The sequence below is a fragment of the Shewanella sp. DNRA4 genome (assembly GCF_012843185.1).
In the GTDB taxonomy this organism is placed as follows: domain Bacteria; phylum Pseudomonadota; class Gammaproteobacteria; order Enterobacterales; family Shewanellaceae; genus Shewanella; species Shewanella xiamenensis.
The window spans coordinates 207,870-221,682 of the sequence record NZ_JABAIP010000002.1 but is presented as its reverse complement, the minus strand read 5'-3'; the positions used below and the strand labels follow the sequence as shown (position 1 = coordinate 221,682).

The 13,813-nt window shown below is 46.4% G+C and carries 13 protein-coding genes; 2 read left to right on the top strand and 11 right to left on the bottom strand.

Annotated features, from left to right (window positions below):
* Nucleotides 1-82: 82 nt before the first annotated feature.
* From HG547_RS02945 to ffh, 11 genes are all read right to left on the bottom strand, one after another.
* Nucleotides 83-1,387: a sodium:proton antiporter gene (locus HG547_RS02945; protein ID WP_169546966.1), complete on the bottom strand. Its 1,305-nt coding sequence runs from the start codon at nt 1,385-1,387 to the stop codon at nt 83-85.
* Between the two features lie 45 nt (nt 1,388-1,432).
* On the bottom strand, nt 1,433-1,768 hold the full coding sequence (locus HG547_RS02940; protein ID WP_169546965.1) for a hypothetical protein: 336 nt from the start codon (nt 1,766-1,768) through the stop codon (nt 1,433-1,435).
* Nucleotides 1,769-1,899: 131 nt separating this feature from the next.
* Nucleotides 1,900-3,015 carry a hybrid-cluster NAD(P)-dependent oxidoreductase gene (locus HG547_RS02935; RefSeq protein WP_224020866.1) on the bottom strand — a complete coding sequence of 372 codons (1,116 nt, stop codon included), beginning with the start codon at nt 3,013-3,015 and terminating at the stop codon, nt 1,900-1,902.
* A gap of 66 nt (nt 3,016-3,081) precedes the next feature.
* The gene (gene hcp / locus HG547_RS02930) at nt 3,082-4,746 is read right to left on the bottom strand and encodes a hydroxylamine reductase (protein WP_169546963.1); all 1,665 of its coding nucleotides are present in this window, start codon (nt 4,744-4,746) and stop codon (nt 3,082-3,084) included.
* A gap of 216 nt (nt 4,747-4,962) precedes the next feature.
* Nucleotides 4,963-6,102, bottom strand: a complete 1,140-nt coding sequence (tyrA, locus tag HG547_RS02925) for a bifunctional chorismate mutase/prephenate dehydrogenase (RefSeq protein WP_037431256.1) — start codon at nt 6,100-6,102, stop codon at nt 4,963-4,965.
* 63 nt (nt 6,103-6,165) lie between these two features.
* Nucleotides 6,166-7,257 carry a 3-deoxy-7-phosphoheptulonate synthase gene (locus tag HG547_RS02920; protein WP_037415636.1) on the bottom strand — a complete coding sequence of 364 codons (1,092 nt, stop codon included), beginning with the start codon at nt 7,255-7,257 and terminating at the stop codon, nt 6,166-6,168.
* Between the two features lie 462 nt (nt 7,258-7,719).
* Nucleotides 7,720-8,073, bottom strand: a complete 354-nt coding sequence (gene rplS, locus HG547_RS02915; protein WP_006080791.1) for a 50S ribosomal protein L19 — start codon at nt 8,071-8,073, stop codon at nt 7,720-7,722.
* Between the two features lie 34 nt (nt 8,074-8,107).
* Entirely contained in the window at nt 8,108-8,854 is a 747-nt protein-coding gene (trmD, locus tag HG547_RS02910) for a tRNA (guanosine(37)-N1)-methyltransferase TrmD (protein WP_037415633.1), read from the bottom strand.
* Nucleotides 8,855-8,869: 15 nt separating this feature from the next.
* The gene (gene rimM / locus HG547_RS02905) at nt 8,870-9,400 is read right to left on the bottom strand and encodes a ribosome maturation factor RimM (RefSeq protein ID WP_037415631.1); all 531 of its coding nucleotides are present in this window, start codon (nt 9,398-9,400) and stop codon (nt 8,870-8,872) included.
* Between the two features lie 20 nt (nt 9,401-9,420).
* Complete coding sequence (gene rpsP, locus HG547_RS02900; protein ID WP_011071566.1) at nt 9,421-9,669, bottom strand: 30S ribosomal protein S16; 249 nt, start codon at nt 9,667-9,669, stop codon at nt 9,421-9,423.
* Between the two features lie 218 nt (nt 9,670-9,887).
* Nucleotides 9,888-11,261: a signal recognition particle protein gene (gene ffh / locus HG547_RS02895; RefSeq protein WP_037415628.1), complete on the bottom strand. Its 1,374-nt coding sequence runs from the start codon at nt 11,259-11,261 to the stop codon at nt 9,888-9,890.
* A 334-nt stretch (nt 11,262-11,595) separates the two neighbouring features.
* Here ffh and ccsA point away from each other — a divergent pair, with 334 nt between their 5' ends.
* Together ccsA and HG547_RS02885 are read left to right on the top strand one after the other, a co-directional pair.
* Entirely contained in the window at nt 11,596-12,384 is a 789-nt protein-coding gene (gene ccsA / locus HG547_RS02890) for a cytochrome c biogenesis protein CcsA (protein ID WP_037415626.1), read from the top strand.
* Nucleotides 12,385-12,485: 101 nt separating this feature from the next.
* Nucleotides 12,486-13,757, top strand: coding sequence for a CNNM domain-containing protein (locus HG547_RS02885; RefSeq protein ID WP_037415623.1), 1,272 nt, complete (start codon nt 12,486-12,488; stop codon nt 13,755-13,757).
* The last annotated feature ends 56 nt before the right edge of the window (nt 13,758-13,813 follow it).

The window sequence follows — 13,813 nt, the reverse complement described above, 5'->3', positions numbered from 1 at the left end:
AAGGAACATACAGCCACGAATATCGTGGCTGTCTTGTTTAGGGCTTTTAGGATTTTAGGCCTCAAGCTTAAACGCAGCAGGGCTAGGTTCGCTCAGGCGCAATCTGGCTATTGGTATCTGTTGCCACCGCATTACTGCGGCGAATTAACCCCGTCATACTCGAGCCCTGTACTAGGATTGAAAACACCACCACGGCATAGGTCATCACGAGCAGTAGCTCTCGCAGCTCGACACCGCTTTGTGAATCGATAATAACGCCCTCGGGTAAACTCATCGCCATGGCCAAGGCTAAACCGCCTCTGAGCCCACCCCAGATAAGTATCGACTCGGCATAGGGATTGTAAGACTTAACCAACCTAAATCCGATATACGGCAAATATACACTCACCGCCCGCGCCGTTAACACCAATGGAATAGCCACTAACATAAACCACCATAATGGCGCCTTAAAGGTGACGAGCAGGAGTAATAATCCCAGCAGAAGGAACAGCAACGCATTAAAGAAGGACTCTATCAGTGACCAAAAAGTATAGAGTTTTACCCGCTCATGGCGCACAAAATATTTAGGCACGCTGTAGTTGCCGATAATCATCCCCGCACTCACCATCGCCAGAGGCCCCGACACCCCTAATACTTCGGCGATAACATAACCCGCCGTCGGGATCAGTAAAGTCACCAGCATTAATTGGGTTTCTTCCTCACAGTAGCGAAAGAAATGGTGCAACAATACGCCCAGCACTGCGCCATAAACGATGCCCCCGAGCGCCTCTTGAACAAACAATAACGAGATTTGCGTGAAGGTCAGCGGCTCAGTTGAAAAGGCTAGATGGGAGATGGCCACAAAAATCACCAGCCCAATGCCATCGTTAAAGAGCGACTCCCCTTCCACCTGAATCGCAATATCTTCGGGCGCGCCCATCTTCTTCAAAATGGCTAATACAGCAATCGGATCTGTGGGTGAAATTAAGGCGCCAAAGAGCAAACAATGGCTTAAGGCCAAGGGCAATCCCAACATGGGAGCTATGTAGTAAAGCAAACCACCGACGATAAAAGTCGAGAGCAAGGTACTGACAAAGGCAAGGATGAGGATTTCCCATTTCTGATGCCTTAAGATTTTTAAGCGGATCTGTAATGCCCCAGCAAACAAGAGAAAACCTAACATGCCATTGAGCAATAAGGCTTGAAAGTCGAGTTTCTCCAGCCCTGCCACAAAGTAACCATAAACATTACCGCCAAGGGCTTTTCCGCCCAGTAATAGCAACAGACTCATGCCCAAGGCTAATGCGGTAATGGCGACGGTTTCTTGCAGCTTATGCAAACGCGAGGATGCCACTGAGGTGACTAAGGCTAACGCACAGAGAATACACAGAATTTGATAACTAGTCATAAGAGTCTCTAATCACCCTAAGATGAAGAGACTCTAGCACAAGTTTTAGACTTCTAAACCATCCAATAGACTTAACCAGCCTTTAATTATCCGATGACAAAACCAAATAATACCAAAGAGATAAATCGAAAGACTAAGCCAAGTAATCGGCAAGCAATAACCTAATATTAAGAGTCCTAAAAAAATCATATTGGAATGGCGTTGCCAACGCAGGTGCGAAGCTAGCACCGCATTGCCTTGAAAGTGTCGCTGAGACAAGTTAATAAACAAGCTCAGCAGCACAGGAAGCAGTAACAACGGAAAGCCGGACATTAAGGCGTAAAGTAAATGGCCTAAGCTGTGATCTTCAATTTTTGCGGCATAAGTGGTTGTCGTTGTCATTGAGAGACTCCAGCCGGACGATGGGACTGGGCGTGAACTCCGCCCTTGTCTTTAACCTTACGTTCTCAGCGATATAATCGCAACTACGCTACCAAAATATTTCCGTTAAGGATGGCTCAAACAACTCAATATTAGCCCAACGACAGCGTTACATCCGACTTAAGCTTAGTTGAACAGGCTAACACATATCCGGCTTCGATATCAGCTGGCGTCAATGTCATACTACTAGTTGACTCAGTCTCCCCTTCGAGCACTTGGCATTTACACGCGCCGCACACGCCCGATCGGCAAGCCGCAATAATCGGTAAACCTTCAGCTTCAATCCCCTCAAGTAACGTTTGCTCTGCCGTTAAGGCCCGCTTTTTATCCCCAATAGATAACATAAAGCTTGCGCTGGCATTAACTTGATTTGCTGATTGCATTTCAGCTTGCTTGACTCGGCTTTGCGCTTCTTTCACTGCAGTAGCAAAACTCTCGTGATACAGCTTACTCATATTAAAGTTAAGCTCAGTCAGAATCATTTTCACGGCCTGCATATAAGGCTCTGGCCCGCACAAAAATACGGTTCGCTCGGCAAAATCAGGCACTAAATCTCGTAGATTATTGGCAGTTAAACGGCCGATATCGTGTAATGTTTCCTCAGTATGCCAAACCGTATCAGTGGTGACATTCTCCACAATATAACGCAGTTTAAAATCTCGATGGCGCGTAGCCATGGTCTCTAATGAAGTTTTAAAAATAATATCGGCTTGAGTTCGTGCGCTATGTACAAAAGCGATGTCGGCATTCATTTGGGTATCGGTTAAATAGCGCGACATCGAATACATAGGTGTAATACCGCAACCTGCGCTCAAAAAGAGGTATTTTTGGGCTGAAATATCAAACAGATTGAACTGCCCTGTTGGCGGCAGGACTCGTACCATTTGTCCAGGCTGTAGATGATCAATCAGATAATTCGATACGAGTCCTCCCTCAACTCGCTTAATGGTCACCATTAACGAGTAAGGTCGGGACGGCGTCGAAGATAGGGTATAACTGCGGCAAGCCTGTTCACCGTTGATGTCTAGCACTAAGGTCATAAATTGACCCGGCTTATAATCAAACTTCATCGGCTCACCCGCTTGAAAGCGAAAACTCACCACATCAGCGGTTTCGTTCCAACGTTCCACACACACTAACTGACTGAAACTGTCTTGACGCGCAGGCGTGGAGGATAAAGTGATATCGGGTAGAGTATTGATATTCATAATCTTTGTATCCATAACACTGCGGCCTTATCGTCAAGCCGCAGTGATTCTATGCTATCAATCGACCTAGGCTACGTTTAGCATGGTCTTAAGATCGGCTTCCACTGTGGTGGTATTACGCAAGCCAAATTTCTCTTCCAAAATCTTGGCTAAGTTTGCAGTTAAAAATGCCGGTGGCGTTGGGCCAGTACGGATATTTTTCACCCCAAGCGACAATAGCGTCAGCAGCACGACAATAGCTTTTTGCTCAAACCATGAAAGCACGAGGTTCAATGGTAATTCATTGATATCGCATTCAAAGATTTGTGATAGCGCGATAGCCAACTGAATAGCCGAATAGGCATCGTTACATTGGCCAATGTCGAGTAAGCGCGGAATACCGTTGATATCGCCAAATTCCAACTTGTTGAATTTGTACTTACCACAACCTAAGGTTAGGATAACGGAATCCTTTGGCGCCGATTTCGCTAAATCGGTGAAATAACTCCGCTCCGACTTATCACCATCACAGCCACCAACTAAGAAGAAGTGTTTGATAGAACCGTTTTTCACATTTTCAACTACTGTTGGGGCGGCAGCCATTAAGGCATTACGGGCAAAACCGATAGTGATATTGTGTGGGATTTCATCGTAGTGGAAGCCATCGAGCGCTAGCGCCTTTTCAATCACTACTGAAAAATCATCGCCAGTCACATGGGTCACACCAGGCCAGCCTACGATGCTACGAGTAAAGATACGGTCGCTATATTGGCCCACATTCGGGTCAACAATACAGTTAGATGTCATCACCACAGCGCCAGGGAAGTTGGCAAATTCTTTTTGCTGGTTCTGCCATGCACTACCATAGTTACCCACTAAATGGGGGTATTTTTTAAAGGCTGGGTATGCAAGTGCGGGCAGCATTTCGCCATGGGTATAAACATGAATGCCTTTACCCGCCGTTTGCTCGAGGATAAGCTCTAAGTCCTTCATATCATGGCCAGAAACCAGAATTGCTTTGCCTTTTACCGGTTTAGTGTTGACGACCGTCGGTTCAGGATGACCGAAGGCTTCGGTCTCGCCCGCATCAAGCAAAGCCATAATGCGGTAGTTTAATTGGCCAATTTCCATCGCAGTGGAGAATAATTTATCTGCATCAACACTCGGTTCACCGAGAAACGCCATGATCTCATGGAAATCCGCAGCAATCTCAGCATCGGTTTTACCTAGTACACGCGCATGCTCCATATAAGCGGCCGCACCTTTAAGGCCGTATAAACAGAGTAATCTAAGTCCTAAAATATCTTCATGAATGTGATTTTTGTCTTTATTTAGCGACGCGATAGGTGCTTGAGACAGCATTTCAAGCTTGCTTGTGCCTAACACTAACTGCGCGACTGGCGGCATCTGCTCTGCCGTTTTCCCACTCTTTTCACAAGCGGCTTCATAGGCTGTTTTTAGATTTTCACGGTGTGTTGCAGCTTGCTGTACATAAGCAATGATCCGCTCATCATCGAAGTTGACGTTGGTTAAGGTTGAGAAAAAAGCTTTAGGAACAAAAGTATCGACTTCAGAATCTACAATGCCTAACTCGCGCGCTTTTACCGCAAAAACGGAAACACCCTGCAACATGTAGATTAATAAGTCTTGCAGATCGGAGGTTGCCGCTAATTTGCCACACATACCTTGGGAATAACTACAACCATTGCCAGCGGGTGTACGAATGGTTTGCTCACACTGAATACAGAACATGGATAGACTCCTAATTTAAATTCATGCTTTATTTATGCATGTTTAAAATTAGTCTACCTAAACCGAAAATAAGCGACAGTGTTTTCTTACCTTGAATGCCAAATCTTAGAGAGCGATCACCTTAAGCAGTTGCTAATTTACACAATAAAAGTGACTCAAAACCCATAAAAAATGCCCATCAAAGATGGGCATTTTTTATGGCTAACTCATTCATTATCAGTTCGTTTTCATATCACTTACCGATTGCAGCATCATGCGGCTTTCGCGCTGAAACTGCGGCGCAAAATCACCAAACCACTTAGCAACCGTTTGGAACTGGTTGATAAACGCTTCCCTATCGCCCCGCTTTAATAGCTCTAATGCCTCGCGATAGTTATCCAAATAATCGCCAATCGCATGCTGGCTGTCCTGTTGGGCAAAAATAATATCGGCATAAAGCTCTGGGCTTTGGGCAAACAAGCGCCCTACCATGGCGAGCTCTAAGCGATAGATGGGCGAGCTAAATTGCAGCAGAGTTTCGATATCTGCTTCTTCTTTGCAAAGGTTTAAGCCATACACAAAGGTTGAGAAGTGGCGCATCGCCTGTACCAACTGCATCGCATTATCGTGGCGTTCAGGCTCGGCTTCGACAATTCGCGCGCCCCAAATCGTAATTTGCTCGAGTAACCATTGGTATTTATCCGCTTCGCGTCCATGACACACCACCACAACCTGCTTAGCTAAACTGCCGACATCTGGGCCAAACATAGGATGAAAGCCAACAACGGGTCCCTTGTGGGCAGCTAACATGGCATTCATCGGTTCAGTCTTGATAGAGGTTAAGTCGGCTAAAATACAGTCCTGTGGTAATTGGGTTAGTTTTGCACGGATAAGGTCGCAGGTGATGGCGATAGGTACAGTTACCAGTACCAATCCGGCATCAGCAAATAAGGTTTCCGCTTGCTGCCAGTCGTCTTTATCAAGCACTTTGACCTGGTAACCCGAGAGCGACAGCATCTGTTGAAACAGTCCACCAAGCTGGCCTTTCCCGCCCACAATCACAACTGAACCTAGGTCATTTTTCACTTGCTTAAAGCCAACATCCTTCTCATTGAGATAGGACTCACGCATCAAGCGGCGCAAAATATCTTCAATCAGTTGCGGCGCAATACCCATGGTTTTGGCTTCTTCGCGGCGTTTTGCCAGCATTGCAGCTTCACGTTGCGGCGCATAAATCGGCAGGCCTGCGGCATGCTTAACTGTGCCCACCTGCGCGACTAAATCTAGCCGTTTACGCAGTAAATGCAGCAATTGCTGGTCGACGCCGTCGATAAGGCCGCGAAGGTGTTCTAATTCAGTTGTGGTTTTTTCGTTCATGTTATCGGTCCACTACCCACCTAAAAGGAAGGTGTTTAAACGTTAGGCACTTAAGATTTGCTCTCAAGCATTGGCCACTTTGAGCATATCAAAACGCGTTGGCAATACCGAAGATAACTTCGATGCGCCCGCACGTAAAACGCTTTCGGTTTTTTCCCAATTAATACAGGAGTCTGTCACAGAAACCCCGTAGGCCAATTCGCTTAATGGTTTATCACAACTTTGATTACCTTCGTTTAAATGACTTTCTAGCATTACGCCAATAATGGACTTATTGCCGTTGTAGATCTGGGCAAATACATCTTCACACACAGGGACTTGCCTGGTGTAATCCTTAGAGGAATTGCCATGACTGCAATCGATAATAAGGCGAGCATTGAGTTTGGCCTTATGTAGCTGCGCTTCACATTCAGCCACACTGGCCGCATCGTAGTTTGGTGTTACGCCGCCGCGCAGGATCACATGCCCATCGGGGTTTCCCGCCGTTTGCAACAGAGCGACTTGACCCTGTTGGTTAATCCCCATAAATCTGTGGCTGCTGGCCGCCGATTTAAGGGCATTAATTGCCACATCGAGCTTTCCATCTGTACCATTTTTAAAGCCAACGGGCATAGACAAACCCGACGCCATTTCCCTGTGGGTTTGCGATTCAGTCGTGCGAGCACCAATGGCCGACCAAGTCACTAGCTCCGAAATATATTGCGGACTGATAGGATCGAGCGCTTCGGTGGCGACGGGCAGCTCAAGCTCGGCGAGCCAAATCATCAGCTCACGCGCCATCTTTAAGCCTTTTTCGACATCGAAGGATTCATCCATATCGGGGTCGTTAATCATCCCCTTCCAACCCACTGTGGTACGTGGCTTCTCAAAGTAGACTCGCATTAAGATGTAGAACTCATCGCTGAGTTCATCGTGTAACTTTTTAAGCTTTAAAGCGTATTCCTTGGCGGCATCGATATCATGGATAGAACAAGGTCCTGTGACGATAAGCACGCGGTGATCGCGCTTATGGACAATATCCGCCACGGTTTTGCGTGCATTGAGGATATAACGATACGCGTGCTCAGAGAGTGGCAGAGTCGCTTTTAGCTCCTGCGGTGTAATAAGGACTTTCTCTGAACTGATGTGTACGTTATTGATCGTATCCTGTTGCATGCTTACCACCTAAAACTGAAGTCATATCCCCAGGTTATCAGGAGTCTGGATCTCAAACCGCTGCGGGGAAGAATTAAATAGCCGAGGCTATCATGTAATATTGTAATGATACGCCATTACAACAGGCGACCAATATGCCTATTAATTGGCAGAAGATCAAGGAAGAATTTAACAAATTCGGCATTTATACCAATCGCATTAGGGCGTGTTGACGTTTCGAGATTAGATTTTGTTCGTTCTGGCAAGCATGTGCTCGCGAAACGAGGAATAATGTGTAGTTATTCTACTCAAATGACGAGCGGCTCTTATAACAATGCAAAGGCTTGAAGGCACAGTGGTTCTCTGTCGAAAGCCTTAAACGTACGCGAAATCACTAAAATGGCAAACGTCAGCCAACAAAAAACCGCCACTAGGGCGGTTTTCTGTGCGAACACTACGTCTTGTTTTCTGTAGCGGGTACTATTACTTAGTAGCCAGCTTTTCACGGATACGTGCAGATTTACCTGAACGGTCACGTAAGTAGTACAGTTTGGCACGACGAACGCGGCCACGACGCTTAACTTCAATGCTAGCGATCAGAGGGCTGTGCGTTTGGAATGCACGCTCAACACCTTCGCCATTAGAGATTTTACGTACTGTGAATGCAGAGTGCAGGCCACGGTTACGTTTAGCAATTACAACGCCTTCGAAAGCCTGTAAACGCTCTTTATCACCTTCTTTAACACGAACCTGAACTACTACTGTATCACCAGCACCAAACGCAGGTACGTCTTGTTTCATTTGCTCATCGTTGAGCATTTTAATGATGTTGTTCATAACTTACTCCGTTCTAGAATTAACTGAGCTACGACTAAGCATGCTTGTCCATTGCTTCAACGAACTGCGCTAAAAGAGTCGATTGTTCGTCAGTCAGAGCTAGATTTTCAAATAATTCTGGCCGTCTTAGAAAAGTCCTACCAAGGCTTTGCTGCAAACGCCAGAGTCTAATTTGTTCGTGGTTGCCACTTAGCAGTACTGCAGGTACATCGAGTCCATCCAGACTTTCAGGGCGCGTGTAATGAGGACAGTCCAGTAAACCGTCGGAGAAAGAATCTTGCTCCGCCGAAGCTTGTTTTCCTAGCACGCCAGGAACCAATCTCGATACTGCATCTATCAAGGTCATTGCGGGTAATTCGCCGCCCGAAAGCACGTAATCCCCAACCGACCATTCTTCATCCACTTCCGTTTGAATGATGCGTTCATCAATACCTTCGTACCGACCACACACCAAAATCAACCGGGATGATTTAGCCAACTCAGTAACGCCTTGCTGATCCAGCTTGCGTCCTTGAGGTGACAAGTAAATCACCTTTGCCTCTTCGCCTGCTGCTGCTTTCGCAGCATGAATGGCATCGCGTAAGGGTTGCACCATCATCAACATACCAGGACCACCGCCGTAAGGCCTGTCATCCACAGTACTGTGTCTATCATGGGTGAAATCGCGAGGATTCCACGTGTGCAACTCAAGCAGACCGTTTTTCACGGCACGACCCGTAACCCCAAAGTCTGTTACGGCACGAAACATGTCTGGGAACAGGGTAATTACCCCTAACCACATATGTTGTACCTCGACTTAAAAGTCAGGATCCCAATCCACTAAAATCTGTTTACCTTGGACATCCACCTTCAAGATGAATTGCCCTGGGACAAAGGGAACCATACGTTCCACTTTGCCGAAACTATCTTTAGCGTTGGCCTTAACAAGTAGGACATCGTTCGAACCGGTTTCCACGATTTGATCGACAATCCCCATGTTATAGCCGGTAGTATTAATCACTTCACAACCGATAAGATCACGCCAATAGAACTCGTCTTCTGGCAATGATTGCATCTGCTGCGGCAGGATACCAATTTCGCAATTGGTGAGCATTTGTGCTCGCTCCCGCGTGGTGACACCTTCAAGTTCGGCCACAACGGCCTTGCCTTGGTAACGCCACTGAGTGACTTTTACTTCACGCCATTCGCCATTTTCTTTAATAAGCCAAGGCGAATAATCAAAGATACCTTCAACAGAATCGGTATAGGCGGTGATTTTCAGCCAACCCTTAATGCCATGACAGGAGCCTAATTTCCCCAGTACGACTGGCTGTTGGTTACTGCTCATCAATCTATACCTTAACGCTATTAAGCAGCAGCTTTAGCGTCTTTAATCAATTTTGCTACGCGATCAGTTGTCGCAGCGCCGTTCGCAACCCAGTGCTCAACGCGAGCTAGGTCTAAACGTAAAGTTTCTTCTTGGCCACGGGCCAATGGGTTGAAGAAACCAACACGCTCAATGAAACGACCGTCACGAGCGTTACGGCTGTCAGCAACAACGATGTTGTAAAATGGACGCTTTTTAGCGCCACCACGAGCTAAACGAATGGTAACCATGCGTTTTCAATCCTCTAATGATTTGCTTGAAGCAAAAATAAAAACTGGAACCCCGTGTTCGCGAAGAGTCCCAGATAGAAAGCCGGAAGATTTTACCTGACTTTTCAACGAATGCAACCCAATCTGGCGATTATTAAACCTGCCATAGAATTGCACACATCATTCCAAATACAATCAACCAACTGATAAGACATCAACTTTGATGAAAATCGTTGAGATTAGCGCCCAGGAAATTTCATTCCTCCAGGCATCATACCGCGCATTCCACGCATCATCTTCTGCATGCCGCCCTTAGCCGACATTTTTTTCATCATTTTTTGCATTTGGGTAAACTGTTTCAATAAACGGTTTACATCTTGAATCTCAGTTCCCGAACCCGCAGCAATACGACGCTTACGTGAGCCCTTGATTAAATCAGGGTTTTTACGTTCTTTGGCTGTCATCGAATTGATGATCGCCTCCATTTGGCGAGTCATCTTACCATCTTGAATTTGCGCTAAAGCATCCGGCGGCAACTGACCAACACCAGGCAGCTTTTCAATCATGCTCATCATGCCGCCCATGTTTTTCATTTGCTGCAGCTGTTCACGGAAGTCTTCGAGATCGAAACTACCGCCCTGCTTCACTTTGGAAGCCAGCTTCATCGCCTTTTCTTTATCGACGCCACGCTCCACTTCTTCAATAAGTGAGAGCACATCACCCATACCTAATATGCGTGAGGCGATACGGTCAGGATGGAAAGGTTCTAAGGCATCGGTCTTTTCACCCACACCCAAAAATTTAATTGGCTTGCCTGTGATGTGGCGAATCGATAATGCCGCACCGCCGCGCGCATCACCATCAACCTTAGTTAAAATCACACCGGTGAGCGGCAGCGCTTCGTTAAAGGCTTTTGCCGTGTTCGCCGCGTCTTGACCTGTCATGGCATCAACCACGAACAGTGTCTCAATCGGTTTAACCGCCGCGTGCAGCGCCTTGATTTCATCCATCATGGCTTCATCGACGTGCAGACGACCCGCGGTGTCGAGGATCACCACATCGATAAATTTAAGTTTAGCGTGGGCAATGGCCGCCTTAGCGATATCGATTGGCTTTTGGCTCACGTCCGATGGGAAAAACTCCACATCGACTTCAGTCGCTAAGGTCTCAAGCTGTTTAATCGCCGCTGGACGATAAACGTCAGCACTGACGACTAATACCGATTTTTTATGGCGCGTACGCAGCAGCTTACCCAGTTTGGCAACGCTGGTTGTTTTACCCGCACCTTGAAGACCCGCCATCATCACCACGGCTGGCGGCTGAGTGGCTAAATCCAGAGCTTGGTTTGCCTCGCCCATGGATTTTTCAAGTTCACTTTGAACAATCTTAATAAAGGCTTGGCCAGGGCTTAGGCTTTTCGCCACTTCTTGGCCAACGGCACGTTCTTTTACATTGTTAACGAATTCACGCACCACAGGCAGGGCAACATCGGCCTCCAGCAGCGCCATACGCACTTCGCGCAGGGTTTCCTTAACGTTTTCTTCGGTTAAGCGACCACGGCCACTGATATTTTTCAGCGTGCGTGACAGTCTGTCGGTTAGATTCTCAAACATCGTCCTGCTCTATACCTTTAAGGATCTCGATTAATGGGCAGTATTATAACCATGCGTGCGTATTATGCTACTGCTACGCCCCGGTTGCGTTAACTTAGGCATTTAATCTGCTACCACACTTATTTTGCGACTTGACGGCGACTATTTACACCTAACAATAAGAATCTGCTAAATTTTGCAACTTATGTCACTGCCCATTTGCCGATAGCTCATGCTATTCTAGGCAAAATATTGATCTGTATGCCCAGTTAAAACTCAAACAATCTGAAAATACGAGTTTCAAGTAGTTTGGGGATATAAGGCACCTTTAACAACACAAATAGGTTAATTACCCATGGTCATTTTTTCTGCCTCAGCCATGTTTTTTTATTGCATCGCATTGGTATTAGTGACAAGCCGGCTCTTCCATCCTGAAGGCCCTAATCGTAAAGCCGTTGCTGGTATCGCAGCGATTGCGGTGATTCTACACGCAGCCGCCCTCTCACAAGCGATATTTACCCCTGATGGACAAAACTTCAGCCTCACTAATGTGATCTCGTTAGTGAACTGGATCATCGCCTTCACCTTTACCGTGATGATGTTTAGGCTAAAAGTGATTGTGGTTGTGCCCGTGGTTTATGCCTGTTCCGTGCTCTCTGTAGCCCTGCTCTGGTTATTGCCGCCTAAGTTTATTACTCACTTTGAGCTGTATCCTGAAGTCTTAGCGCACGTTGTCCTCTCTCTCATGGCATACAGCGCCCTGATGATCGCCGCCCTGTACGCGATTCAACTGGCGATGATCCAAAACAAGCTCAAAAAGAAACAACTCATGTTAAGCCCTAGCATTCCACCACTGATGACGGTAGAAAAGCAGCTCTATCATCTTGTTATTATTGGGGTCATTTTACTGAGCTTATCCCTAGCCACAGGCTTTATCTTCCTCGATGACATGTTTGCCGATGGCAAAGGCCATAAGGCGATTTTGTCAATTATCGCTTGGTTCGTGTATATCGCTATGCTGTGGCAGCAGTATTGGGTTGGCTGTAAAATTCGCACCGCAGTCATTTACACTTTAACTGGTGCAACCTTGTTATCCTTAGCTTATTTTGGCGCTCGCATTGTCAAAGAATTAATTCTTAGTTAATAATTTCAAGTCAGCTTAGGTGCTTACTCGCTAAGCTGACTTGACACCCCGTTTATTTCTCGGTATCAACTTAACCCTATCGGCCTAATTGGAGCCTATTTTTGGACGCTATATCGACAAGCGCACTCCTCATTTTCTTATTGGTGCTTATCCTTTTCTCTGCCTATTTTTCAGGTTCTGAAACCGCCATGATGACTCTTAATCGCTATCGATTAAGGCATCTCGCCTCAAATGGTCACAAAGGTGCCATTCGTGCCCTCAAGTTACTTGAACGTCCAGACCGCTTAATTGGCTTGATTTTGATTGGTAACAACCTGGTTAATATTCTTGCTTCAGCCATCGCCACGATTATCGGAATGCGTCTGTGGGGCGATTTAGGGGTCGCGATTGCAACAGGGGTACTGACATTGGTCGTGCTCGTCTTTGGTGAAGTCACACCTAAAACCATTGCCGCACTCAATCCTGAACGTATCGCCTTTCCATCAAGCTATTTACTTATCGCCCTATCGAAAGTATTTTCCTATGTCGTCACTAGCGTCAATTTCATCACCACGGGCATACTGCGCTTAGTGGGGATAAAGTCTATCAACAGCAGCGATGCATTAAGCAAGGAAGAACTTCGCACAGTCGTTCATGAAGCTGGCGCATTGATCCCCCAACGCCACCAAGAAATGTTGTTATCGATCCTAGACTTAGAAAAAGTCACTGTTGAAGATATCATGGTGCCACGCTCGGATATCTATGCAATTAACGTCAATGATGACTTTAAGTATATCAATCGCCAAGTGATCCAAAGCCCACATACTCGCGTGTTGGTTTACCGCGATACCATTGACGATGCTGTCGGCTTTATTCATCTGCGTGATGCGCTGCGCTTGCAATCAAAAGAGCAGTTCAGTAAATCCTCATTGCTGCGCGCCGTCAAAGAGCTCTACTTTATTCCTGAAGGCACACCACTCAATGTGCAATTAGCCAATTTTCAGCACAACAAAGAACGTATTGGCCTCGTCGTGGATGAATACGGTGACATCCAAGGACTGGTAACACTCGAAGATATCCTCGAAGAAATTGTCGGTGACTTCACCACTTCAATGTTACCAACCGCGAGTGAAGAGATTAACCAACAACAGGATGGCAGTTATTTGATTGATGCCAGTATCACCATCCGAGACTTGAACAAAGAGATGAAATGGGATTTTCCAACCGATGGTCCTAAAACCCTCAATGGCCTGATTTTAGAGTATTTGGAGGACATCCCCTCCGAAAACACGAGCCTACGCCTTGCAGGCTACCCGCTAGAAGTCATTGAAGTCGCTGACAATATGGTCAAAACAGTGCGAATTATCCCACAGCATTATCAACCACCCCGCTAACTTTACTACAGATAAAAAAATAGGCCGAATCCAAATGGAATTCAGCCTATTTCCCT